Below are 24253 nucleotides of genomic sequence, written 5' to 3'. Positions count from 1 at the left end.
AATAGATGGGTAGGCGTTCTTAGCTATTCATCTTACGCATTTGGCTTAAGTACTTGATCCAACTTTGAGACGCAGATGATGACTTAATATTATCCGCTCGTTTTGCATGGATGATCGCTTGTTCGAAGTCTGTCAGCTTATAATAAGCACGAACCTTCGCTAGCTCTACCTCTACTTCACGCTTCCTATCTGACACTTTATTTAACTGAGCAAGTGCCGCCTCGTAATGCCCTTCCTGCAACAATAATTGCGCTAAAGGCCAGCGATACTGGCTATCAAGCTTGGCAGCTAACTGCCACAGTCCAATTGCCTTTTCCCACTCTTTCGCCATTTGCCAGTACTGTGCCTGTGTCGAAACTAATTCTTTATCAGTTTCAGCATTATCAAGTTCAGCATACAAACGTGCTGCACGTTCAGGTACACCATTTTGTGCATACAACTGCCCTAGCGTTTTCAAATCTTGTTGGCTGAGTTCAACACCCTGACGCTTAGCCATTGCCAGTGTACCCAACGTATTTTTTGACTGGCCGAGACGAAGCTGAATACCCGCGAGCTGTTGCCACCAAACCACTTTTTCAGGCTCTAAGGCAATAAGCGCTTCTAACGTTGGAATGGAAGCCTTCCACTGTTTAAGTTGTAGCTGCGCCCCCAGCTTAATTGTTAGTGGCTGTACATCAACTTTCGATGCAAAACGCTTATGCTGTTCAATGGCTTTAAGCACAGGCTGCCATTCTTCAACTTGGTAGTGAGCTTGAGCTATACGCAACCACAGCTCATCGGCTTTCTGAGTATCAGGAATTGACTTAGTTAATGCATAGTAATGTGGCAAAGCCTGTTTAAACTTCTCATCAGAGAGTAATATATCAGCCAGCATACGCTGCGTAACCCATGCTTGCTCATCTTGCAACAAACCAGATTTCACCGCTTTTGATAAGTAATCAATCGCCGGTGATAAATTACCTTGCTGCCAATAGAACACCCCAAGCATACGTTGAACAAAAGCTTGGTCATAAGCACGAGAAGGATCGAGATCTTTCAGTAGTGCGATGGCTTCATCAAGCTTTTCTTCTTGTTGTAACGTATTGGCACGCTGCACTCTACCTGCAGTAAACTGTGAAAGTTCAGCTAAGACTGGTGCTGAGGCCAAAACCAAAGCGATAACAAACGCGAATCTCTTCATCATTTTTGTAATTTAAACTCCAGTCTGACTGTTTGACCTAGCTGGGCAATAGCTTTGCCATCAACAACTTTCGGCTGATATTTCCATTTTTTCAATGCACGCATCGCTTCACGTTCGAACAATCGGCGTGGCTGTGCTTCTATCACATTAATATCAGTTGGCCTACCTTGCGTATCAATAGTAAACGACATAACAACGTAACCCTCAGCCCCCTGCTTCATCGCACGAGATGGATAACGAGGCTCAACACGGTAAAGTGGCATTGCCTGCTGATTAGCACCAAAATCAGAAAACGTCGGTACATTAATCGCTAGGCCTGAAACCGCAGTATCCAGATTCAAACTTGGCATCGTTGGCATGGCTGTATTGGTTACAGCTTGGCTAGACGTAGGAACAGCTTCTGGCGGTGGTTCTGGCGTGTCTGGCTTCTCTGGTACAGTACGTTGACGACGTTGAGCTTCACGCTCTTGTTCAACCATAACCATATCAAATGCCAATGGCTGCTTATCTTCTTGTGCACGTTGATGGCCGTTATCGACCATCCATGCCATAAAAGTAAATAAGCCGAGCGCCATCGCAAACGCGGCTGGCAACGCGATGAGAATCCGAAACATTAGCGCCTCTCCGCAGCCAGCGCGATACCCTTCACACCCGCTCCTTTTGCAGCGTCCATTACTTTCACAACAGTGCCGTTATAAGCATGCTCATCCGCTTGGATAACCAAAGACGCCTCTGGTTGCTCAAGCAATAAGTGTTCAAGTGTGGCTTGCACACGCTCCACATCAACAACACGCTTATCAATATAGATGTCGTTAGCAGAAGTAATCGCAACAAAGATACCCGCATCTTTTTGGCTAACCACATTACTTGCTTGCGGACGGTTAACTTCTACACCTGACTCTCGTACAAACGAACTCGTCACAATGAAGAAAATCAACATAATGAAAACGATATCCAGCATAGAGGTTAAGTCTACTTGGGCTTCTTCACGGGCAGAAGATGGACGGCTTAGTCTCATCGCTGGCTCCTTAATAATTTTTCTAACTTAATTTCACGCAGGTGGCATGCTTTTGATAGTCGAGCATGAACGAACATGCCCGACAGCGCTGCAACCATTCCTGCCATTGTTGGTAATGTTGCCAACGAGATACCTGAAGCCATTAGCTTTGGCTGGCTACTCCCTTGGGTCGCCATGACATCAAAAACCGAGATCATACCTGTTACAGTGCCCAGTAGACCCAACATTGGACATATGGCCACCAGCACTTTGATAAGATTCAAATTTTGATTCAATGCAATATGCGCCTGACTTAACCAGCCATCACGCAAAGCATGTGCGTACCAAGAAGTTTGGTCTTCCCTTACCTGCCATTGTGCTAACCATTCTTTTTTTTGTTTTGGGTATGTCATCAATAAATACAACACACGTTCGATGACTAATACCCAACAAAAAATCACCACGGCAGCCAACCACCATAAAATCTGGCCGCCTTGGTTCATGAACTGTTCTAATGAATACCACCAGGCTTCGAAGACCGATGTATGTATCAAAGGCACTTCATAAAGACTGTTTTCCATTATGCTGGGATTCCTGCTTTTTCAGCTTGTTCGGCAACAAGACTGATACCCTGCTTCTCTAGGATGCTACGAATGTTATCAGCCTGCGTACTCAGAATATTGTGGGCCAGCAAGAGTGGCATCGCAGCAACAAGACCAAGCACCGTTGTGATAAGCGCCATCGAGATACCGCCAGCCATAACTGTTGGGTCGCCATTACCAAACTGGGTAATCACTTGGAAGGTTTCAATCATACCTGTAACCGTACCAAGCAGACCGAGCATTGGCGCAAGTGCCGCTAATAGTTTCAGCATAGAAAGACCTTTCTCTAAGCCTTGTTGTTCATCAACAATGGCTTCGAGTAAACGTAACTCAAGTGCTTCAACACTGCGCTGCTGCTCTTTGTTGTATACCCCAAGCACACGACCTAATGGATTGTTACCCGGTTTAGTTGGCTCTTTTAATTGCTTGCGTATTTGCTGACGAATAACGGTTAATTTTGCGCCACGGAATAGTGAAATAGCTAAACCAACTGCAAGTAAACCAAGAATGATTTTACCAACGACGCCACCGTGTTCTAAACGATCAGAAAGCGTTGGCGAATTTGCCAGTTGTTCAAGCATGATCCCGCGCGAAGGGTCAACAACAGCAGCTTGTAAACCCGTTTGCTGTAATTGATCAAGATTCGTAAATAGAGGGCCTTTTTCAGGCTGCTTTAGATAAGCCTTTGCCGCTTCACGCTCACCGTCCCACGCCAAGTAGCCTTGAGTTCCAATCAAACCAATGCTGCCCAAACGGTAGGCATCAACAGTTGCTTGGTGACCTTCACCATTAATAAACGGTACGCTAACAGTCCGCATTTCACGACTGGCAGAAATTTGGTCTTCAAGCCCTTTCCATAAGCCGGTCAATTGTGGCAGTGATGGTAATGTTCTCGCTTCAACGATCGTACTGATGACATCACGATATTCATTGCGATCGACACCTGTTACCGAGAAAGCCATTTCAGCATCAAGGTCTTTTGCTGCTTGACGAACAACCCCAAACAACTCACCTAAGCTACCTGTTTCAAGGCGTAACTGCTCTTCCAATTTAGCCAGCTTGGTTTCGTTTTTACTGAATGTGTTACTCAGTTGCTCTGTTTCACGCTGTAATTGTTTTTGCTGCTTAATGAGGGCATTACGCTGGGCACGAACTTCCTGCTCTGTTAATGCAAAGCCTTTTTCACGCTGTGCATTATGAGTTCGTTCTACTTGTTGTGCTTGCTGAGTTTTTTCAACCAACGCCGTATTTGCTGAAACAACGAAAGGCATAGAGAAAAGGCACAGAACCGTTGCTAACGTTTTGATTTTCATGTTACTTCGTCTCCACGTTAACAGATACAGGTAAGGTTAGTAGGCTTGGTGCTGCTTGTTTAGATGCAATCGCAAAGGCTTTATTGATACCTTTCGCAAAACTATTATCCAGTGACTGCCAGCTAGATGTTGAATCATTCCAGCCCCAGAACTGCTTACCATCAAGGCTACGAGCAACTAAAGAAATACGGCCTAGGTAAAGCATATCGGCTTCTATCTGGTTACTATCAAGGTTTATCTGACCTTGGTACATGCCCAGCTTGGTACCGTAATCCATTTCGATTTGGTAAGCTTCTAGAATACGGCGGTACTTTTCAGCATCACTGATATCGGCCTGAACCATCATCTTATCTAGCTTTTCTATACGCGCTAAACGTAATTCATGGCGAATAGGTTTGTCACTTGCCACTAACGTTTTAAGGCCATCGATCATCTGGTACATCAAGGGTACAACGCCTTGGCGGGTATCTTGAATACCATCAATTTGTGAATTGATGCTTCCAACCTCTGCCTCTTGGTTATCCACCAAGTTAGCAAGGTGATCACGATAAACAGTCAGGTTTTTAACTTCTTCCTGAAGCTGCTCTATTTCTGCCATCATCGACAGACGTGCTTCCGCGCTTTTATCTATTTTCTTCTGGCTTGTTGCTGAGGCGCTGTTCATTGAATTCTCAATAGAACGAGCATCGCCCAACGTACTGGCATGTGCGCCAGAAACAAGACTTAACATCATCAGTGCAAGGCTCGATTTTTTTAGGTTCATCGTGTAATCAATACTTTTCAAATAATTAAAAACAATTCACTTAGTGAATGTAACGGTACTAGAAACAAATATACCCAGTGAATTTACTGGGCTTCAGTCGCGATATTGTAAATAAAAACAAATCTCATTTAAATTCTTTTTTAAGAATAAAGGGGAAGTATCCACTTCCCCTTTGACTCAGATCATTAGTAACGTAATTGCAAAGTCGCCATATAGTTACGACCTTCTCCGATAACGGTCTTAGTTTGGCTGCCACCTGCTAGGTAGTCAGTATCAAACAGGTTATTCACGTTAAGTCGCATGATAACATCTAGGTTTTGATCATACTTGATAGTGTGAGCAATACCGGCATCGACGCGAGTATAAGCATCTTTCTTATAAGTATTTTGCTCGTCACCGTAACGATCACCTTCATAGAACAAACCAAGGTTAACATCAGTGTTATTTGCTACTGAGTAGCGTGACCAAATACTAGCGGCAAACTCAGGTACGTCTGCTGGGCGGTTACCATCAATACTTGAATCCGTTGGGTCTTTAATTTCAGCATCAAGATAAGTCATGCTTGCGTTCAGTGCGAACTTGTCGGTTACAAAACCAGACGCTGCGAACTCGGCACCGCGGTGCACTTGCTCACCTGCTTGAGTTGTGCGTGAATCAAAATCTGGATCGCCCGTTATTGTTTGAGTAACAACAATATTTTCCTGTGTGATATCAAACACAGCACCAGATAAGTACAGTTGGCTATCAAGCAACTCCCACTTAGTACCTAGCTCGTACAGTTTACCTTTTACAGGATCAAGCTCTTTACCGTTATTCATATCCATGTCGTTATCAACAGGATCTTTTGGTTCAAAGCTTTCAGAGTATGTTGCGTAGATTGAACCGTTTTCTGCAGGATGGAAAATCACTGCCGCTTTTGGTAACACATTGTTGTAAGTATCTACCGAGGTTTCAGATTTATCGAAACGTACACCAGCTAATACTTGCCATTGGTCATTTAGCGTAACCATATCTTGGATATACAGACCATAGTGGTCATACTCTGAAGGGTCTTTCACATCGCCATTGGTGTAATGAAGATCTTCAGGTTTATCTAACGGCTCACCTACTGTACCGACTTGACCTTTAATCGACTGGCTTTGGCTCTTGTAGTAATACCCTAACCAGTTAGCACCAACCAACATCTGGTGAGAAACACCTAGCGCATCAAATTCACCGACGAAATCAACATTAGCTGTATCAAACTGCCAGTTATCCCAGCGGTCATAACCACGGTAGCTAAATGTTCCTGTCGCAGGATCATAGCTTGATGGATCAGAGAAGCTCTCAATATCACGGCGCTCAAAATCTTGGTGGTTATAACTAACAGCGATACGCCACGTATCATTCAGATCAGCTTTTACATCAACACCGATATTTTCAACATCGTTTTCGATATTAGACCATTGCGCATCCCAGATATGCTTATCGCCCAATACTGGCTTACCGTCAACAATGTAAGCGCCAGTATCAACGCTGCCGTTATCGTTAGTACGGTCGTAATGGAAAGAAACAGTTACCTTGTCATTAATGTCGTAATCAACAAATAAGCCGCCGACAAAACGTTCAGTCGATGGCGTGCTGCCATCAGTGTAACGGCGCCATGAGTCATAGCTATGCTTTGCAACAACAGCGCGAGCACGTAGTGTTTGGTCATCATTTAATGAACCGCTTACATCAGCAACAGTACGTGACTCGTTGTTCGAACCAATATCTTGGCTTACATGTACTTGGGTTTCATAGGTTGGCTTTTTGGCCACCATATTAACCAAACCACCCGGTGCCGATTTACCGTATAGAAGACCTGCAGGGCCTTTTAATACTTCAACACGCTCTAGCAGTTCAATTGGTTGACGGTAGTGCGACCAGTGCTGTTTACCGTCACGCAGGAAACTATCGCCACTGCTTAAGTCAAAACCACGTAGTTTAAATGTCTCGCGGTTACGACCTGTGCCACCAGCTGAAACACTTGAGTCATTCTGAAGTACTTCACCCAAAGTGCTCGCACGCTGCTCATCGATTACCTGCTCATCAATAACGGAAACCTGTCCCGGAGTTTCCAACTGGGTGGCTTCGATGCGCATTGCAGAAGTATTTGTGTCGGCCTTATAGCCGTAGTCTCGACCCGTAACAACCATATGCTCATCGACATCAGTTGTTTCATTGTGGGTTTGGGCTTGAGCCATTGGTACAGAAAGAATTGCACCGATAAGTAAAGTCAGCTGACTTTTTGAAAACATATTCCGTTACTCCAAAAAAATTTCGTACTTGCCTTTGGTTTTGAGTTGTAATTAAAGGCTTGATAAGTACATAAAAACGCTGCTGTTTAATAATCGGAACGGAATATAAGTGATAATCATTACTATTTGCAGTTAATTTACATTCTTTGCATTCGTAAAATTATGTAAATTTTTAATTTCATACTACGTCAGAGCATTCATGCTCTATGAAATCGTGCCATTTTTCTCACTCATAGGTATAATGACACTGTTTTTATTGATATCCGGTACATTTGAAGTGACTGAAGTAAACCTTGATGACATTCGTCGCCAACTGACAGACCTAAATTATAAAGCCGATAAAATGCGCATTGTAACTGTCGAAGCGATGGATGATGAAATGCTTGAAAGCTCTACAAAAGCAGAGGGCGAGTGTTTTTATAACAGCTACATGAACGTAATTTATGGCAGAGGTGAACGCTATGTCTTAGGTTACCGCTGTGAAGAGAAGGTAATTGATCACGCTATTATCCGTAAGGGTGATAAGTATTATGATCCAACCTTACAGGTTGAAGGCAACTTTACGTCTTACCAATATGCGATTCTAACGGAATTCACTGTGTTTGATATGATGACACATGCAAAATCAAACAAAGACTTCCCACCTGATATCGCTTATTTGCTAAAAAAAGCGAACAAGTTCAAGAATGTCATTGATACTGACAAGCTAAACAAAAAGTAAGTTTTTGTCTTCACGTTTGAAGACAGAAACTGAAAAAGGAAACACAAAAGAAAACACCCAGCATTGCTGGGTGTTTTTTTATGCGAAACAGGACGTTGATTAAACGGAAGCAGTCGCTACCGCTTCAATCTCAGACACTGTTAATACTTTCTCGACTTTAACCGCAGCTACCTTGAACTCAGGGATTTTGGCGTGTGGGTCAGTCGCTGTAACAGTCAGTTTATTGGCTGCAGATTCCACAAAGTGGAAAGGTACAAATACAACGCCCGGCTGCATACGCTTAGTCACAAAGGCTGGCGTTTCGATACTGCCACGACGAGTCGAAACTCGAAGCATTTCTCCGTTGGAAACCCCTAATCGTTCTGCATCTACCACAGAGATCATCGCGCGTGGACCCGCTAAGTTATCCAGCCCCCTAGTCTTACGCGTCATCGTGCCTGTATGGAATTGCTCAAGCAAACGACCTGTTGTTAGGATCAACGGATAGTCTTCATCAGGTAACTCAGCGGCATAACGGAATGGAACCGCGGCCATTTCACCCTTGCCACGAATGAACGTTTCTTGGTGCATTAGACGAGTACCAGGATGCTCTTCATCACGGCAAGGCCACTGTAACCCGTCGCGACCGATACGATCCCACGTAATACCAGCATATTGCGGTGTCAGTTGCGTGATTTCTTCCGTGATATCTTTCACTGATTGGTATACCCAATCACTTCCCATCGCATTCGCAATGTCCTGAATGATCACCCAATCTTCTTTTGCTTCACCCGGAGCTTTAATGGCTGGTGAAAGGCGCTGAACACGACGTTCCGTATTCGTAAAATGCCCCATTTTCTCTGCAAAAGAATAAGAAGGTAGAACAACATCCGCTAACTGAGCCGTTTCTGTCATGAAGATATCTTGTACGACCATGAAATCTAGCGTTTCAATCGCTTCAAGTACGTGTGACTGATCTGGGTCACTCATGACTGGGTTCTCACCCATCACATACAAACCGCGCACTTGCTTTTTACATGCAGCATCAACAATCTCAGTTAATGTTAAGCCCGCTTCTGCAGGCAGATCTGGTCGATTCCATGCTTTGGCGAATTTTGCATGCGCTTCTTTGTTGTAAACCTTTTGGTAACCAGGTAAATCCCATGGCAACGCACCCATATCACAGGCACCTTGTACATTTGACTGACCACGAAGTGGGTTAATACCACCGCCTTCAATACCAATGTTGCCACATAGCATTTGCAAATTAGCAATGGAGCGTACGTTATCGTGTCCGGTCGTGTGCTGCGTAATACCCATAGAGTAGTAAACCGCAGTTCGTTCAGCAGTACCGATCAACTTAGCCATTTTTAGTAAATCAGCTTGCTTGACGCCAGTAACGAGTTCAATTTTTTCAGGTGAGTATGCTTCACTCATTACCTCAGCTTTTAACTCATCAAAACCATTAACACGATCGGCTATATATGCCTCATCCTGCCAACCGTTTTTAATGATTTGCTGCATAATCCCGTTAAGCAACATCACATCCGTACCCGGACGGTGAGCGACATACAATTGAGCATGGTCAGCAATATCAACTCGCTTAGGGTCGGCAACGACGAGTCTGGCACCATTGTTTCGGATCGCTTGCTTAATGTGCGATGCAATAATTGGGTGAGCCGCTGTTGTATCAGAGCCAATAATAAAGATCACATCAGAATGCGCGATACTTGGAATATCATTGGTCATCGCCCCACTACCCAGCGACGCTTCAAGCCCTGTTACTGTGGTTGAGTGACACAAGCGTGCACAGTGATCGACATTATTCGTCCCTAGTTCACGACGGATAAGCTTCTGGAAAGCGTAGTTATCTTCATTAGTGGTTTTTGCAGATGAGAAGCCAGCTAATGCATTGCCACCAAATTCAGCTTTAATGTCAGTAAACTTGCTAGCCACTAACGAGATAGCTTCATCCCAACTTGCGGGTTCTAACTTGCCATTTTTGCGAATAAGTGGATGTTCAAGACGCTCTTGGCTCTGAATAAAGTCGAAACCGAATCGACCCTTCACACACAACATGCCTTGGTTTACTGGCGAATCCTTTGCACCCTGCACATAACGGATCTGATTACGGCTTTCATCCACAAACATGGTGACCTTACAGCCGACACCACAGTAGGTACAAATGGTGTCTACTGGCTTAAGCATCTCGATACGGCCTTGAGATTTATCACGCGCATCACTCAAAGCGCCCGTAGGACACACCTGCACACACGCACCACATTGCACACAGTTAGAGTCGCCCATATCATAGCCACCCTCAAAACCTGGACGGCATTCTGGGCGCTTCGCACTGGTACCATCTTCGTTTTTCATGAAGCTTAGTACGCCATGTACGGCTTTTTCATTACAAGTCTCGACACACTGACCACAGCTAATACAGCGGTTAGCATCAAAGACAATAAATTCAGAGCTATCATCTACGGCAAATTTCTGACAACTAGACATATCCAGTTCGTCTTTATCGACCTTGTATTCTGTGGAGTAGTCACGCAATTTACAATCGGTATTCGCTTGGCAACCACACTCGAGACAACGTGCAGCTTCACGCATCGCTTCTTCATTGATGAAGCCAGTTTCAACTTCATCAAAGCTCAGTTCACGCTGTTCTGCTGTTAGCTCAGGCATGATTGAGCGCATCGCTTTTTGAATCCCCGCAAACTGCTTCGGATCGACCTCTTTTACTTTCGCGGCTTTTTGCGAATTAAATGGCTTAACCGGGATATGCTCCATATCACCATTAAAGAAGCGATCAATTGCCTCAGCGGCAACACGACCATCGGCAACGGCTTCAATTGCGGTTGCAGGACCACGACGGAAATCACCGATACTGAACAGGTTTTCTACCCCTGCGTGCATGGTGTTAGCGTCCGACTCCAGTGTTAACCAACGAGTCACTGGTAGCTCAACAGTATCATTGTCAAGGAACGACAAATCAGGCTTTTGCGATACAGCTGAAACCACAGTATCAAAATGTTCTGTAAAGTATTCACCTGTTGCTTGCGGGCGACGGCGGCCTGATGAGTCAGGCTCACCCAGAGCCATTATCTCAAGCTTCACCTCTGTTACACGACCATTTTCATCAGCCATATTTTCAACAGGGTTTGTCAAGAAATGGAACTTAACACCTTCATGCTCTGCTTCAACAATCTCATAGTCTTCAGCAGGCATTTCATCACGGGTACGACGGTAAATAAGCGTGGTATCCGCGCCATCGCGTACTGCTGTACGTGCACAGTCAATCGCGGTGTTACCACCACCAATAACCGCTACTTTTTTACCTGTCGTGTAATTCTTTGTGGTGACATAATCTTTCAGATAATCGACACCTAAGTAACAACCATCAAGATCACTACCTGTATAATTCATTTCAACGGCTTGAGATGCCCCTACTGCCAAACACACGGCATCGTACTGAGTCATCACATCTGAAAGCATGACGTCTTTGCCCAATACGGTGTTCGTTTGAACTTCCATACCATTACGGCAAATCAATTCGATTTCTTTATCTAGAATCGCTTTTGGTAAACGATATTCAGGAATACCGTAACGTAACCAACCACCAGCTTGTGGCATTGACTCCAAAACAGTTACGGTGTAACCCTCATTACTTAAGTAATAGCCACAACTTAACCCGCCAGGACCACTACCGATAACGGCAACAGATTTTCCTTTATCAGCTTTACGTTCTGGTACGTATTGCTCTTGAGCTTCTAAATCAATATCAGCGGCATGACGCTTCAATTGACGTATAGCAATTGGCTCGTCAACGATGCCGCGACGACACTCGGTTTCACAGAACGCTGGACACACTCGACCAATCGATAACGGCATCGGTAAAGTGCGCTTAATCACTTCAACCGCTTTTTGATGATCGTTTTGGGATATGTGATAGAGATACGACTGAATATCAACACCTGCTGGACATGCTGTCTGGCATGGCGCTTCACAATCGGCATAATGGTCAGACATTATACGGTTGAGCGATTGGCGACGAGTTGCAGATAGTGCTTCACTTTGCGTTGTAACTTCCATGTCTGATTGAGGGAACGTTTCACATGCTCGCTGCATGCCATTTCCATTAATTTCGACCATACATAAATCACAAGGTACTTTTTCACCATTACGGTTAAGGCCACACAGTGAAGGAATTTCAATTTGGTGCGAGTCCGCGATATCAAGTATTGACTGCTGACCATCAACAGCGATGATCTTTCCATCGATTTTGATATTAATCATATTTGCCTCATTCTGTTGCTGGTACTGTAACCGACGATGATTAATCAGACTGTTTTAAAACAGCTCTTTTCTGAGTGCACTTACAAGCGCACTATCGCTACAGTATTCATGATGATAACCAAACAGAGCCTGATCTCTGTTAGGGATTAGTCGATCATCTTTTTTAGTTATCCGATCAGGCTAACAGCAGCAGTATAAAATTCCTTGATTTGAAACACTTTAGGTGGTTATTTCCCTACGAAAACTAAGAGCTTATACTCAACTTTTTAGGGATTAAACACTCGTAAAATCTTCTTTATTACGCGTGGCTTTACCTTTACTATCACCGTATAATCTAATGATAAATCTAATAATTCCCCACGCTTGAGCACACTATGGCCACAATTTTAGACTCCGTCGACCAACGCACTCAATTAGTCGGTGAAAACCGATTAGAACTGTTAATCTTCCAGCTTCATTCTGCACAGTTGTTTGCGATTAATGTGTTTAAAGTAAAAGAGGTTGTAAAGCTGCCAAAACTCAATGTTTTGCCTGGTTCTCACCCAAATATTTCTGGTGTAGCCAACATTCGTGGTGCATCGATCCCTGTTATTGATTTGCGCCAATCAATCGGCATGCGCAATGTCGAGAAAGATACCGAATGTAATATCATCATTACTGAGTACAATCGTTCTGTTCAAGCTTTCTTGGTTGGGCAAGTAATGAATATCGTTAACTTGACGTGGCGAGATATTCAGCCTCCCCCGAAGCATGTCGGCAAAGAAAATTATCTCACAGCAATTACAAAGCTAAAACGTGATGGTATTGATCGTATGGTCAGTATTATTGATGTTGAAAAGGTACTCGCGGAAATCATTGATTATGATATCCAGATATCTGAAGACGTACTTGATAATGCGATTGTTAACCATTTTACTGGTCGGAAAGTGCTAATTGTTGATGACTCCTCAACGGCAAGAGCCCAAATAAGAGATACACTTTCGCAGCTTGGTCTTGACGTTATTGAAGCCAGTGATGGCTTGAAAGCCCTTAACTTACTAAAGAGCTGGTGTGATCAAGGCAAGACCATCAATGATGAGATTCTGATGATGTTTACCGATGCAGAAATGCCAGAGATGGACGGTTATAAGCTCACCCATGAAATCCGTAACGACCCCCGTATGAGTGACCTTCATATTGCACTTAATACATCGTTAAGCGGCAGTTTCAATGAAGCCATGGTTAAAAAAGTAGGTTGTGACCGCTTTATTTCTAAATTCCAACCCGACTTGCTAGTCGAAGTTGTTCAAGATAGGTTGCGCTCGGTTTTGCAGTCTGTCTAATTCACCAATACGCTCTATCGTGCCCGTTGCTCCTTTCATTCAAAGTACAACGGGCTATTGAATATTCAATAATTTATCCTTGTCGTTTTTTAGCACTTACTCTTAATCCATCACGTATATTTAACGACATCAACGTTAAGTTAGTAAACCCCGCAATAAGTTCAATCAACTGAATGGTATAAAAAGCATTATCAAACTGGCCTTCTGTGGCAAGGTGCTTTAAATACAATGCCGCGGGTACTAAAACCATCAATCCGTTTGCTGCAATAAAAGGCATACGCTTTTTCTTACGCCCGATCAAACCAGCGCTTACCTTAGGTGCCATTTTAGCCCCAGTAATACCAGTTATCGCCATCACAGGAATCAAGACCCAGATTGCATAGGCAATATATGTTTTAACGGCAACGATTTGACTTTGATTACCAAAGAGCTCAACAAGTACCGTGCTTGTAAAGAACACTAAAATCATAATGAAAGCTGTCATAGCTGCAGAGCGATGTATATAAACCAATGCGTTTTTCATGTTATACCTGTTACGTCATCAAGAGTAATCTAAATTTACACCACAATAGTTGCAATAGCAATCATTGCGCAGGTAATTAATGAGATCTCCGATTACTCCACTCAGGTATACTACTTAACAATAAACAACACTAAGGTGAACAATGGTCAATTTTATCAGTACCTTAAGCCAAAAACGTTCATCAATAAACATGCTCTACTCCTTAACATTGCGCTGTTTATCGGCAATATGAGGAATATGTTGCTCATAGTCGACCGTATCATCTCCCTCCCAAGCGTATACAATTTGGCCATCAGGTATGGTCACTCTTTGGGCTTCTATATCGTCCGCTTTCACTGATAACTGCATTGTTAACAACAGGGTGATTAGAAGCGGAAGCACCCAAGGTGCTCCCATTGCTGTATTGTGATTATCTTGATTTTTCATACAACAGCTTCTCTCCTTTTAGTGGGCATGTGCTGTACTGACTTGGCTTGTACCACTACGTAACGTGACACGGCGGTCAAAGAAGTCACTTTCAAAGTTTTGCTCTGACTTCAGTGGTTCCAAATCACCATAAGCAGATGCAAAGATTTGATTTCCGTTTACACCATGTTGCTCAAGGTAAGCCCGAACTGCTTCAACACGACGCTCTGATAAGTCGAAGTTCTTGGCACTATCACCACGCTGGTCAGCATAACCAGACAGTTCCCATTTCATATCTGGAGCCTGCTTCATTACTTCGGCTAATTCATCAAGCTGTATCTGAAATAATGGCTCTATCACATCAGAGCCTGTGCGGAAGTGAACATTCATCTCTAGCGCAAGATCGATTTCTCGTTGTTCAATGTTAAGTAAATCGTTCTTTTCTTGTTCTAGTCGTGCGATATCGATTTGCGCTTGATTATATCGTTGGCTAATACGCTCAAGCTCATTATTACGTGAGGTAATCTCTAATAACTCTTCATCTTGAGATTTAATGTAGCCATCTTGACCAACAGCGGTACCTACAATGCCGCCAATCATACCACCAACAACAGCACCAATTGGGCCGCCAACAATTGCACCAAATGCAGCGCCAGACCCTAAACCAATTAACTGTTCCTGCTCCCCAACTTTATAGTTATCTTCAGAACTATCACTGGTTGCCATCGCCACAGGCGAAATAACAGAAGCGATCAGTGAACCTGCAATAATGGTTGAAATTAGCTGCTTTTTCATTTTGTAATCCTCATCGTATTTTGATGTTGTTTTGTTTCGATAAGGTCATTAAACCAATTCCAAATGGCGAAGTTGGGGATAAAAAAGGGCAATGTGGTGATCAATTGTGGCAAAAAAATGGCAATTACTCTTATTTGCTTTTCTCGTCTTTTTTAACCGCTAAATTATTGTATAGTCACCACAATAAAGACGGGATTTCCCGCAAACTAAATTTCTAGCTAAGACCACCACCCTGCTCTTACAGAGGCACCATGAAAAATATTGTCATTGTTGAAGATGAAGCCGCAATTCGAGAAAACTATATGGACGTGCTCAAAAAGCATGGATACCACGTTCAGGGCTATGACAATCGACCAGACGCCCAAGCTGCGTTTGAACAACAACTGCCAGATTTAGCAATCATTGATATTGGCTTACAAGATGAAATAGATGGCGGATTTGCTTTGTGCCAATCATTACGTGCACTTTCACCTACCATTCCAATCATTTTCCTGACAGCGCGTGACAGCGACTTCGATACGGTGTGTGGCCTACGAATGGGCGCTGACGATTACCTCACCAAAGATGTCAGCTTGCCTCATTTAATGGCACGTATTGCGGCACTGTTTCGTCGCAGTGATTTAATGTCGACACCGTCGGATCAAGACACGCTTATGACGCGGGGTTCATTAACCATCGACAAAAATAAAATGCAAATATTCTGGAACAACCATCTGGTCGAATTAACGGTGACTGAGTTTTGGATGGTTTATGCCCTTGCTAAGCGTCCAGGGCACGTTAAAAGTCGCCATGATTTAATGGATGAGGCTCAAGTTGTTGTCGATGACAGTACTATTACCTCACACGTAAAACGTATTCGAAAAAAATTCATACAGTTCGATAACAACTTTGACTGCATAAATACGGTGTACGGCATGGGTTACCGGTGGGGTGCGTAAAATGAAAATAAGACTGCCACGGTTTGCCTTTGGGTTAAGGCTTAAATTTATCCTTATCGCGAGCCTATTATTAACCTTACCGTGGCTAGGTTATAACTATGTGCTTGAAATGGAGAAACTGTTACGCCAAGGGCAAGAGCAGACGCTCATTGGTACGACTCGTGCCGTTGCAACGGCACTAAATGAACGCCCGAAGCTTTTTAATGATCAAGCTAGCTTTTTACAGTCAGTCAAAAAAGGGCGGGATCTTTATGCTTATGACCTTTCGAGTCCAATAAAGCTGGATGGCCAACTTACTGACTGGGCTGATTACGATGATAAACTCGTAAATTACGGCCGAGATTACGTGCAATTTAGTCGACGACCATATAACAAAAACAGTATTAGTTTTCGCCATCTAGTAGGGAAATACGACGGCTACCTGTATGCCGCCTTCGAGGTTACAGATCCCCGCCCGATCATGCGACGTAAGGGGTCATTACGCGTAGATAGAAATGACCACCTTATTATTGCGATGACATCACCTAGCGGGGAATTCCACCGTTACGTCATCTCAGCCTATGAGGATGGCTGGATAAATGCCTTTAATATTAATGGAGCGATAAGTGACCCTTCGTCACTCGTACTCGAAAACCAAATTCAAGGCTTTTGGCGCAGTACCGACAAAGGCTACAACATTGAACTCCGTATTCCATTAAGTATGCTCGGTAATAAGCTTGGGTTTGCGTTTTATGATGTAAACAACGATCGCAATCGTGATATTGACACCATTATCGGAACATCAAATACCAATCACCTCAACCGCTTAGGATCGGTGCTTGTACCGTCTCCCGAAATCGAAAAAATAGTAAAAGGAATGGGGCACACCAGTTCACGAATTTGGGTCATAGACCGCCACCAGCGAATACTGGCACAAACCGGCGATATACAAGATTCAAACGGTGTTTGGTCATCGTCAGTTAAATATAATAGTGACACTTCATCATGGTTATCGACTCTCGAAGAAAAAATATTACACCCACTTTACTACCGCTTCCTCATTCGCAAGCCAGAAGAATTTAAAGATGCTTTGAAAGATGCCGCTCAAGTAAAAGGGGTACACGTATCGCAAGCATTACAAGGTCGTGGATATTCATATTGGCGTCAATCAGATGATGGTAAAGCGATGATCTTAGCCGCAGCCTACCCCATTTGGCTCGGTGACAACGTAATGGGAGCTGTTATTGCAGAAGAATCGACCATCGGCATTCAAACACTTCGAAACCGTGCGCTAGAAAAATTACTCAACGTAATTATCGCTATTATTGTTATAGGCACCCTAACTCTTTTCCTGTTCGCCTCAAAAATTTCAGGCAGAATTCGCTGCCTGCGTGATGAAGCCGAACGCGCGATTGATAGTCAGGGGCGGATTCAACAAGCAATAGTCCCTTCGAATGACACTGATGAAATTGGTGATCTTAGCCGCAGCATATCGGCAATGGTCGGCAGGCTTGGACACTACAACCATTACCTAGAGAACCTATCATCACGGTTATCTCATGAACTACGCACGCCTGTCGCCGTAGTACGCTCTTCGATTGAAAACCTAGCGATGCAACCACAAGATGAAGACTCACAACGTTATATCGACCGTGCTCAAGAAGGTGTTCATCGGCTGAGTACTATTTTATCAAGCATGACAGAAGCTACACGTATTGAGCAAAGTCTACAGGGTGCCGAAAAAGAAATATTCCCACTTAATGAACTGGTTAATGGCTGTCTGCAAGGCTATCAAATGGCTTACGCAGAACAACTATTTATTGTCGATGCTAACGAAGAGATCATGATTGAAGGTGCGCCCGATTATCTTGCACAACTACTGGATAAGTTAGTCGCCAACGCCGTTGATTTTAGTTTACTTGATACGCCTATTTCTGTTTCATTAAAGCGTTTTGAAGACCAAGTTCAATTAACTGTTAGTAACATTGGGCCATTGTTGCCCGAAGATATGGCTGATCAGTTACTTAATTCGATGGTTTCAGTGCGGAGTCAACATAAGCAAAACAAACCCCATTTAGGGCTAGGCTTATTTATTGCGAGGCTGATTACAGAGTTTCATTATGGGATTATCAAGCTGCAGAATAGAAAAGATAAGCAAGGTGTCGAGGTTGTGATTATCTTACCTATACTTGAGGTAAAAGCAGAAAAGTAATTATGCTGTATGTTGTTTAATAAAAGCACTTTCAGGTGCTATACAGTTTTACGCCATTACTGCTGCTGTAAACAAACCAATTGCAGCAGCAATGGCAACAACGACTAACACTACTTCAAAAAGCATTTCTCGCATAGAACCTACTTGTGGTCAGAAAAAACAATGATCCGTAAAGTACGAAAAATACCCTACGTAATTTAACCCTATTGATATTACTCTTTTTGCCTAAATCTAACCTGAACAGTTTTTAAGGTTAGCCAAGCTCAACAACGCTATTCGACGTACTATACAAATAACGCCTATAAGCATGAAAAATATAATTTTTTATGCGACCAACTTCGATTTATACAACACCTCCATTTGCTTTAAACAAGTAGAGCCCCCGATATATAACCTTTACTGACAGCTTTCATTCAGGAACATTTAGCACATGAGATGTTTTATATATCTAGCTTTGCTTTTCTTTCCATTTCACAGCCAAGCAGCTGATAATACAAAACTGCCACTAAATCAATACAGTGCACTAAATGTACTCGCAAAGTTCAGTGTTAGTACCATTCAGCTACCTGTCGGTTCAAGTGAGAATGCTAATACGTTAAAGGGGGATGATCTAAATCAAAATACAATTAGAGATGACTTTGAAAGAGCATTACTTTGCCGTTATACGCGACCTGAGTTTGTCGCTATGGGGGTATTAGCAGCAATAAAGTGGTCACAGTTATTAAATCTAGATTCAAATAAAGCTGCTCAGTTAGAGTCTTATGAAATTCACGAAATCCTTAATAGCAATACCGCGATATCACAGTGTTATCAGCAACTCTCTAACATAGAGCCTTCATTACCTGCATCTATTGGTATTTATTTTAATAACCAACAACGGCACCGAGCAAAAAAATATGCCTTGCAAACATTAATCCAATTATCAGGTACACCAAAAATAACATCTCAATACGCACAGCCGTGTGATGTATTTAACGTGCTCGTTGAAGAAGTATTGAATCAAAAACAACCGTTAATACTAACGTATACCGGCTACTCATTTTGATCGACCTCTTGCTCATCTGATAAATCACTCTTCCAGACACCTTGTTTTAAGGATTCCGTTTGCGCCATTAAGTCTTGTTCTTTTTTCTCTATCGCTTGATATTGTGATTCGCAAACATGCATAGTTACCTGATCATGGCCATAAGTATTCATACAACGTTCAATATAATCATCATGTGGCATAAGCAATGCCTCCGCACTTGCAAGCTGTAGGGCTACGGATGCAAAAAAAACCGTGATAAGCAAAATACACGTACGTAATAGGTTGCGGTAAACACTCATAATCACTCCACACTCAACAGCATTGTATTAAGCAAAGATGATTTATGACTAAAGTGCCAGCATAGAAATGAGACAAGAGAAGCACTAGTGCTTCTCTTGTCTAAGGGATTACTTGCGTTTATGAACTAGCCACGGAAATAATTCTGCGGTACAAACGGCATTTTCTCTACCGTCATTGGCAATTTCTTACCACGTACTTCAGCGAAAATCTCAGTTCCAATCACTGCTAGATCTGTCTTCACATATGCCATTGCAACTGGCGCACCCTTAGTTGGGCCAAATGTACCACTTGTTACGATACCCACTTCGTTATCATCGGCATCAAACAACTTGCTGCCTTCGCGAACAGGCGCTTTAGATTGTCCAAGCAAGCCAATACGCTTACGTACAACGTCTTTGGTTTTAATCTGCTCTAGAATGATGTCTGCCCCTGGGAAACCACCAGCACGCTCACCGTCAGCACGACGTGGCTTACTAATACCCCAAAGTAGGCTCGCTTCTACAGGCGTTGTCGTTGTATCAAGATCGTGGCCATACAGGCAAAGGCCACATTCAAGGCGCAGTGAGTCACGTGCACCAAGGCCAATCCACTCAACTTCTTCTTCACCGAGTAATGCACGAGCTAATTCATCAGCTTTATTCGCTGGTACAGAAATTTCGTAGCCATCTTCACCTGTGTAGCCAGAGCGGCTCACCAAACACTCAGCACCGACTAGCTCAAGGGATACTGCATCCATAAATACCATATCAGCTACTGCAGGGTTAAGGCGCGCTAATACTGCAGCCGCTTTTGGTCCTTGTAACGCAAGTAAAGCACGATCTTCAATGATTTCCATCGTCACATCAGCAGGTAAGTGTGCTTGAATGTGGGCAATGTCTTGATCTTTACAAGCAGCGTTAACGACAACAAATAGGTGATCGCCAAAGTTGGTCACCATTAGGTCATCAAGAATACCGCCCTGTTCATTTGTGAAGAATGCATAGCGCTGCTTACCCGCAGGCAAGTCAATAATATCAACAGGTACAAGCGCTTCAATCGCCTTCGCTGCATTTTCACCATGCAAGCGAAGCTGGCCCATATGAGACACATCGAACAACCCTGCCGCCTCACGACAATGAATGTGTTCTTTACGTACACCTAACGCATACTGAACTGGCATGTCATAGCCAGCAAAGGGAACCATTTTAGCGCCCATTTCGACGTGTAGTGCGTGTAGAGGTGTTACCAGTAGATCTTGAGACATACGTTTATACTCCATACACCGCCAGCATGCGGCGATATTCCATATCAGCTGTTACAATCATGTTAAGCACAGTTTCCTATAATAAACAAAGTTTATTGATATTCGTACCGTGCTACATCACAGAATTAATGTTAAAACAAATCTTTTCAATGCATAGGCCAGTTGGTTACGCATTCATCACCCCCCGACAACCTAAGCAATTTTGCTTGATAGTAATTGTTAAACCCCACCTCTAATTTAACATTCACCAGAAGCGTTAGGGTAATGAGCGCAACGCTAAATCCATGGCAAAAAACTAAGTGATAAATCAATCAATATAATGGAAAAGTCATTAAGACGACGTCACCCATAAAATGTGTGCATCCTCTGTACTCACCGACACTAACATGTGACCCATGCCTGCATCATAATAAACAGAGTCGCCATCGCTTAGATTCACGGGTTCATAGAATTCAGAGAAAAACGTTATCTCTCCTTCGAGTACCAGTAGAAACTCTTCTCCATCATGGCGAATCCAATCTGAGTAATCTTCAAATGTTCGGGCTCGAATTCGGGATTTAAACGGCATCATTTTTTTATTCGTTAACTGAACCGCTAATAATTCATGCTCATAAGTCGTCGTAGGATGAGGCTTTCCTTCCTCTCTACGAGTAATATCCCGTCGCCCTGTTGCTTTAATTTGCTTTGGCGGCGCAAAAAGCTGTGGAATATCAACACCTAACCCACCAGCCAACTTCTGCATCGCCTGAAAAGTTGGTGAAATCTGCTCATTCTCGATTTTTGACAAAGTCGAGCGTGCAAGGCCCGTTCGCTTACTCGCCTCTTCCAATGTCAGCCCATGAGCGGTACGAATTTCTTTTAATCGCTTACCCAACTGCAATGGTTTTATTTTTTCTGACTTATCGGCTTCTTGCTCTTTTACCACATTCATTGAAGGGTAAATATCAACGGGTTGATCGTTGCTCATGTCATCCATCCTTGGTTACTGCTGTGTCTTCATTTTGGCATAGTGACACGGAAACTTAAAAGTTATCGCGATAAAAAAGTATGACATAGGCAGCATAATTGAAACAAAGTTTCCAAAAGGAAACTTGCGATTATTTGAGCTAATATCCAAAAACATCACGCCATCTCTTTTCACTGAAGCACGTAGTTTTCTCGCTGGAAAAAATGAACATCGAATTCCCCTTCAACCCATGGCAGCAAAGGGATTAGCAACAAATTTAACCCGTCATCAACAAGCTAAAATAACCCACATTTCTTGACTTAATTGGCCATATGATAGAAATTTAGATGACAAAAGGCAAACGTTTGCGTAACATTAAGACCATTAAAGTGTATGACATTCCACTATTGGAAATTTTTGTTTGATCGGCTATCTATAGAAGGGTATGTTACGCACTTGTTAGGGTTGAATTGGAGCACTCACTCCATTTCACCAATAAAAAAACAATAAGCGAACGGCATTATCCATAACAACTTAACACGCAATAGCTCGGTAAAAAGGACAGTCCTTCAAGAGCGCGATTTGAGGATAACGTGAAATGAAAGCTTCATACCAAAACCATGATTTAGATGTCTTTTTCTCAACAAATCTTGCAGAGATAGACGGCGCAGTGAACGCAGGTATTACCGCTGAGCTAAACCGCCAGAACCAGCAGATTGAGTTAATCGCATCTGAGAACATAGTGTCAAAGGCCGTTATGCAAGCGCAAGGTACTTGCCTGACTAACAAATATGCTGAAGGCTATGCGGGTCGTCGTTACTATGGCGGCTGTGAACATGTCGATGAAGTTGAACGAATTGCTATTGCCCGTGCCAAACAACTTTTCCAATGTGAATATGTGAATGTTCAGCCTCACTCTGGTGCTCAAGCCAATGGCGCGGTAATGCTCGCCCTACTTCAGCCTGGCGATACAATTCTTGGTATGTCGCTTGATGCAGGTGGTCACCTTACACACGGTGCGCGCCCTGCACTATCAGGCAAATGGTTTGATGCTGTTCAATACGGTGTTGAAAAAGATACTTGTGAAATTAACTACGATGCTGTGCGTGAACTGGCAATCGAAAGTAAGCCTAAAATGATCATTGCTGGCGGTTCGGCTATTCCACGCCAAATCGATTTTGCAAAATTCCGTGCGATAGCGGACGAGGTAGGTGCTTACCTAATGGTTGATATGGCTCACATCGCGGGCCTTATCGCGGCAGGTGAACACCCAAGCCCACTACCGCATGCCCACGTCGTTACAACAACGACGCACAAGACACTGCGTGGCCCACGTGGTGGCATGATTCTTACCAATCATGAAGACATTAATAAGAAAATTAATTCAGCTGTTTTCCCTGGCCTTCAGGGCGGTCCTTTGATGCATGTTATCGCGGGTAAAGCAGTTGCGCTTGGTGAAGCCTTAGAGCCTGAATTCAAGCTTTATATCAAGAATGTGATCAGTAACGCGAAAGTGCTCGCTGAAGTCCTTCAAGCTCGCGGGTGCGATATAGTTACCAATGGTACAGATACTCATCTGATGTTGGTTGACCTACGCCCGAAAGGACTAAAAGGCAATCAAGTTGAAGAAGCTCTTGAAAGAGCAGGCATTACTTGTAATAAAAATGGTATTCCTTTCGATCCTGAAAAACCAATGGTAACGTCAGGTATTCGTTTAGGTACACCAGCAGGCACTAGCCGTGGTTTCGGCAACGACGAATTCAAACAAATTGGTGAATGGATTGGCGATGTCCTTGATGGGCTAGCTGCAAATCCTGAAGATAACAGTGCTATTGAGCAGAAAGTGAAGCAGCAGGTACAAAAACTGTGTGGCCGCTTCCCTTTATACCAATAACATAAAAGAAAAAATAAATTTGAAATGCTAGGTTAGGCTCTCCTAACCTAGAAAAATAATCAATATCTGCGGAAAAAATTGCGTAAGGAGTTTTACATGGAAAATACACTGAAGTTCGCTGAAAGCCACGAGTGGGTACGTGACAATGGTGACGGTACTATCACAATGGGTATCTCAAACCACGCTCAAAGTCTTCTAGGCGATGTTGTATTTGTAGACCTACCAGAAGTGGGCGACACTACTGAAGCTGGTGAGTCTTTCTCACTTGTTGAATCAGTTAAAGCTGCTTCTGATATTTATGCACCAGTAACAGGCGAAATCGTTGAAATTAACGAAGAGCTAGAAGACAGCCCTGAGTTAGTAAACGAAGAACCGTATGAAGGTGGCTGGATTGCTAAGATCAAAATCGAAGATGTTGAAGAGCTTAGCAAGCTAATCGAAGGTGAAAAATACCTAGCGACCATCGAAGAAGATTAATGACTTAACGGCTTTTTTGTTCACAGGAAAGCCGTTTTGCTACATTGGTAGCGAATAAC

21 protein-coding genes are annotated in these 24253 nt (G+C 43.3%); 7 read left to right on the top strand and 14 right to left on the bottom strand.

Annotated elements, in window-relative coordinates; all coding sequences use genetic code 11:
* Positions 1-19 precede the first annotated feature (19 nt).
* The 7 genes from L4D78_RS18165 to L4D78_RS18135 form a co-directional block, all read right to left on the bottom strand.
* Complete coding sequence (locus tag L4D78_RS18165; protein WP_428468253.1) at positions 20-1180, bottom strand: tetratricopeptide repeat protein; 1161 nt, start codon at positions 1178-1180, stop codon at positions 20-22.
* Positions 1180-1794, bottom strand: coding sequence for an energy transducer TonB (locus L4D78_RS18160; protein WP_428459374.1), 615 nt, complete (start codon positions 1792-1794; stop codon positions 1180-1182). The genes L4D78_RS18165 and L4D78_RS18160 overlap by 1 nt, the downstream gene beginning before the upstream one ends.
* Positions 1794-2198 (bottom strand): ExbD/TolR family protein, encoded by a 405-nt coding sequence (locus L4D78_RS18155; RefSeq protein WP_428459373.1) that lies wholly within the window; start codon positions 2196-2198, stop codon positions 1794-1796. Before L4D78_RS18155 ends, L4D78_RS18160 begins: the two co-directional genes overlap by 1 nt.
* On the bottom strand, positions 2195-2758 hold the full coding sequence (locus L4D78_RS18150) for a MotA/TolQ/ExbB proton channel family protein (RefSeq protein ID WP_428468243.1): 564 nt from the start codon (positions 2756-2758) through the stop codon (positions 2195-2197). The genes L4D78_RS18155 and L4D78_RS18150 overlap by 4 nt, the downstream gene beginning before the upstream one ends.
* Complete coding sequence (locus tag L4D78_RS18145; RefSeq protein WP_428468242.1) at positions 2758-4092, bottom strand: MotA/TolQ/ExbB proton channel family protein; 1335 nt, start codon at positions 4090-4092, stop codon at positions 2758-2760. Before L4D78_RS18145 ends, L4D78_RS18150 begins: the two co-directional genes overlap by 1 nt.
* A gap of 1 nt (position 4093) precedes the next feature.
* Positions 4094-4855 (bottom strand): DUF3450 domain-containing protein, encoded by a 762-nt coding sequence (locus L4D78_RS18140; protein ID WP_428468241.1) that lies wholly within the window; start codon positions 4853-4855, stop codon positions 4094-4096.
* Between the two features lie 185 nt (positions 4856-5040).
* A complete protein-coding gene (locus tag L4D78_RS18135) occupies positions 5041-7134 on the bottom strand; it encodes a TonB-dependent siderophore receptor (protein ID WP_428468240.1) in 2094 nt (697 codons plus the stop codon).
* A 241-nt stretch (positions 7135-7375) separates the two neighbouring features.
* Here L4D78_RS18135 and L4D78_RS18130 point away from each other — a divergent pair, with 241 nt between their 5' ends.
* Positions 7376-7855 (top strand): hypothetical protein, encoded by a 480-nt coding sequence (locus L4D78_RS18130; RefSeq protein ID WP_428468239.1) that lies wholly within the window; start codon positions 7376-7378, stop codon positions 7853-7855.
* Positions 7856-7954: 99 nt separating this feature from the next.
* Here L4D78_RS18130 and fdhF read toward each other — a convergent pair whose 3' ends face one another.
* Positions 7955-12133, bottom strand: coding sequence for a formate dehydrogenase subunit alpha (gene fdhF / locus L4D78_RS18125; protein WP_428468238.1), 4179 nt, complete (start codon positions 12131-12133; stop codon positions 7955-7957).
* Positions 12134-12507: 374 nt separating this feature from the next.
* On the opposite strand from fdhF, the gene L4D78_RS18120 reads away from it, so the two are divergent.
* Entirely contained in the window at positions 12508-13455 is a 948-nt protein-coding gene (locus L4D78_RS18120) for a chemotaxis protein CheV (protein ID WP_428468237.1), read from the top strand.
* 73 nt (positions 13456-13528) lie between these two features.
* Here L4D78_RS18120 and L4D78_RS18115 read toward each other — a convergent pair whose 3' ends face one another.
* The 3 genes from L4D78_RS18115 to pdsO form a co-directional block, all read right to left on the bottom strand.
* Positions 13529-13978, bottom strand: a complete 450-nt coding sequence (locus L4D78_RS18115; RefSeq protein WP_428468236.1) for a hypothetical protein — start codon at positions 13976-13978, stop codon at positions 13529-13531.
* Between the two features lie 195 nt (positions 13979-14173).
* On the bottom strand, positions 14174-14404 hold the full coding sequence (locus L4D78_RS18110; RefSeq protein ID WP_428459364.1) for a hypothetical protein: 231 nt from the start codon (positions 14402-14404) through the stop codon (positions 14174-14176).
* 18 nt (positions 14405-14422) lie between these two features.
* Positions 14423-15178: a sortase-associated OmpA-like protein PdsO gene (gene pdsO, locus L4D78_RS18105; RefSeq protein WP_428468235.1), complete on the bottom strand. Its 756-nt coding sequence runs from the start codon at positions 15176-15178 to the stop codon at positions 14423-14425.
* 251 nt (positions 15179-15429) lie between these two features.
* Between pdsO and pdsR the strand changes: the two genes are divergently transcribed.
* The 3 genes from pdsR (at position 15430) to L4D78_RS18090 (ending at position 19352) form a co-directional block, all read left to right on the top strand.
* On the top strand, positions 15430-16116 hold the full coding sequence (pdsR, locus tag L4D78_RS18100) for a proteobacterial dedicated sortase system response regulator (RefSeq protein WP_428468234.1): 687 nt from the start codon (positions 15430-15432) through the stop codon (positions 16114-16116).
* A 1-nt stretch (position 16117) separates the two neighbouring features.
* Positions 16118-18307 (top strand): proteobacterial dedicated sortase system histidine kinase, encoded by a 2190-nt coding sequence (gene pdsS / locus L4D78_RS18095; protein WP_428468233.1) that lies wholly within the window; start codon positions 16118-16120, stop codon positions 18305-18307.
* 430 nt (positions 18308-18737) lie between these two features.
* A complete protein-coding gene (locus tag L4D78_RS18090) occupies positions 18738-19352 on the top strand; it encodes a hypothetical protein (protein ID WP_428468232.1) in 615 nt (204 codons plus the stop codon).
* Here the strand turns inward: L4D78_RS18090 and L4D78_RS18085 are convergent.
* The 3 genes from L4D78_RS18085 to L4D78_RS18075 form a co-directional block, all read right to left on the bottom strand.
* Positions 19340-19633 (bottom strand): hypothetical protein, encoded by a 294-nt coding sequence (locus tag L4D78_RS18085; protein ID WP_428468231.1) that lies wholly within the window; start codon positions 19631-19633, stop codon positions 19340-19342. The genes L4D78_RS18090 and L4D78_RS18085 overlap by 13 nt on opposite strands.
* Before the next feature lie 125 nt (positions 19634-19758).
* Positions 19759-20877: a glycine cleavage system aminomethyltransferase GcvT gene (gene gcvT, locus L4D78_RS18080; RefSeq protein WP_428468230.1), complete on the bottom strand. Its 1119-nt coding sequence runs from the start codon at positions 20875-20877 to the stop codon at positions 19759-19761.
* Between the two features lie 331 nt (positions 20878-21208).
* Positions 21209-21844 carry a helix-turn-helix domain-containing protein gene (locus tag L4D78_RS18075; protein WP_428468229.1) on the bottom strand — a complete coding sequence of 212 codons (636 nt, stop codon included), beginning with the start codon at positions 21842-21844 and terminating at the stop codon, positions 21209-21211.
* A gap of 577 nt (positions 21845-22421) precedes the next feature.
* Here L4D78_RS18075 and L4D78_RS18070 point away from each other — a divergent pair.
* Both L4D78_RS18070 and gcvH read left to right on the top strand, forming a co-directional pair.
* Positions 22422-23717 carry a serine hydroxymethyltransferase gene (locus tag L4D78_RS18070; protein ID WP_428459356.1) on the top strand — a complete coding sequence of 432 codons (1296 nt, stop codon included), beginning with the start codon at positions 22422-22424 and terminating at the stop codon, positions 23715-23717.
* A 96-nt stretch (positions 23718-23813) separates the two neighbouring features.
* Positions 23814-24194, top strand: coding sequence for a glycine cleavage system protein GcvH (gene gcvH / locus L4D78_RS18065; protein ID WP_428459355.1), 381 nt, complete (start codon positions 23814-23816; stop codon positions 24192-24194).
* Positions 24195-24253 lie beyond the last annotated feature (59 nt).

Origin of the sequence: Photobacterium minamisatsumaniensis (assembly GCF_050336695.1) — a bacterium.
In the GTDB taxonomy this organism is placed as follows: Bacteria; Pseudomonadota; Gammaproteobacteria; order Enterobacterales; family Vibrionaceae; genus Photobacterium; species Photobacterium minamisatsumaniensis.
This window is presented reverse-complemented; position numbering and strand designations above follow the sequence as displayed.

What these genes read in the sequence shown, in the direction of transcription:
- L4D78_RS18130 (WP_428468239.1), top strand. Translation starts at nt 7,376, where the DNA reads ATGACACTGTTTTTATTGATATCCGGTACATTTGAAGTGACTGAAGTA.
- L4D78_RS18075 (WP_428468229.1), bottom strand. Translation starts at nt 21,844, where the DNA reads ATGAGCAACGATCAACCCGTTGATATTTACCCTTCAATGAATGTGGTA.
- pdsR (WP_428468234.1), top strand. Translation starts at nt 15,430, where the DNA reads ATGAAAAATATTGTCATTGTTGAAGATGAAGCCGCAATTCGAGAAAAC.
- L4D78_RS18085 (WP_428468231.1), bottom strand. Translation starts at nt 19,633, where the DNA reads ATGAGTGTTTACCGCAACCTATTACGTACGTGTATTTTGCTTATCACG.
- pdsS (WP_428468233.1), top strand. Translation starts at nt 16,118, where the DNA reads ATGAAAATAAGACTGCCACGGTTTGCCTTTGGGTTAAGGCTTAAATTT.
- L4D78_RS18150 (WP_428468243.1), bottom strand. Translation starts at nt 2,758, where the DNA reads ATGGAAAACAGTCTTTATGAAGTGCCTTTGATACATACATCGGTCTTC.
- gcvH (WP_428459355.1), top strand. Translation starts at nt 23,814, where the DNA reads ATGGAAAATACACTGAAGTTCGCTGAAAGCCACGAGTGGGTACGTGAC.
- L4D78_RS18110 (WP_428459364.1), bottom strand. Translation starts at nt 14,404, where the DNA reads ATGAAAAATCAAGATAATCACAATACAGCAATGGGAGCACCTTGGGTG.
- gcvT (WP_428468230.1), bottom strand. Translation starts at nt 20,877, where the DNA reads ATGTCTCAAGATCTACTGGTAACACCTCTACACGCACTACACGTCGAA.
- fdhF (WP_428468238.1), bottom strand. Translation starts at nt 12,133, where the DNA reads ATGATTAATATCAAAATCGATGGAAAGATCATCGCTGTTGATGGTCAG.
- L4D78_RS18145 (WP_428468242.1), bottom strand. Translation starts at nt 4,092, where the DNA reads ATGAAAATCAAAACGTTAGCAACGGTTCTGTGCCTTTTCTCTATGCCT.
- L4D78_RS18165 (WP_428468253.1), bottom strand. Translation starts at nt 1,180, where the DNA reads ATGAAGAGATTCGCGTTTGTTATCGCTTTGGTTTTGGCCTCAGCACCA.
- L4D78_RS18140 (WP_428468241.1), bottom strand. Translation starts at nt 4,855, where the DNA reads ATGAACCTAAAAAAATCGAGCCTTGCACTGATGATGTTAAGTCTTGTT.
- L4D78_RS18135 (WP_428468240.1), bottom strand. Translation starts at nt 7,134, where the DNA reads ATGTTTTCAAAAAGTCAGCTGACTTTACTTATCGGTGCAATTCTTTCT.
- pdsO (WP_428468235.1), bottom strand. Translation starts at nt 15,178, where the DNA reads ATGAAAAAGCAGCTAATTTCAACCATTATTGCAGGTTCACTGATCGCT.
- L4D78_RS18070 (WP_428459356.1), top strand. Translation starts at nt 22,422, where the DNA reads ATGAAAGCTTCATACCAAAACCATGATTTAGATGTCTTTTTCTCAACA.
- L4D78_RS18090 (WP_428468232.1), top strand. Translation starts at nt 18,738, where the DNA reads ATGAGATGTTTTATATATCTAGCTTTGCTTTTCTTTCCATTTCACAGC.
- L4D78_RS18155 (WP_428459373.1), bottom strand. Translation starts at nt 2,198, where the DNA reads ATGAGACTAAGCCGTCCATCTTCTGCCCGTGAAGAAGCCCAAGTAGAC.
- L4D78_RS18120 (WP_428468237.1), top strand. Translation starts at nt 12,508, where the DNA reads ATGGCCACAATTTTAGACTCCGTCGACCAACGCACTCAATTAGTCGGT.
- L4D78_RS18160 (WP_428459374.1), bottom strand. Translation starts at nt 1,794, where the DNA reads ATGTTTCGGATTCTCATCGCGTTGCCAGCCGCGTTTGCGATGGCGCTC.
- L4D78_RS18115 (WP_428468236.1), bottom strand. Translation starts at nt 13,978, where the DNA reads ATGAAAAACGCATTGGTTTATATACATCGCTCTGCAGCTATGACAGCT.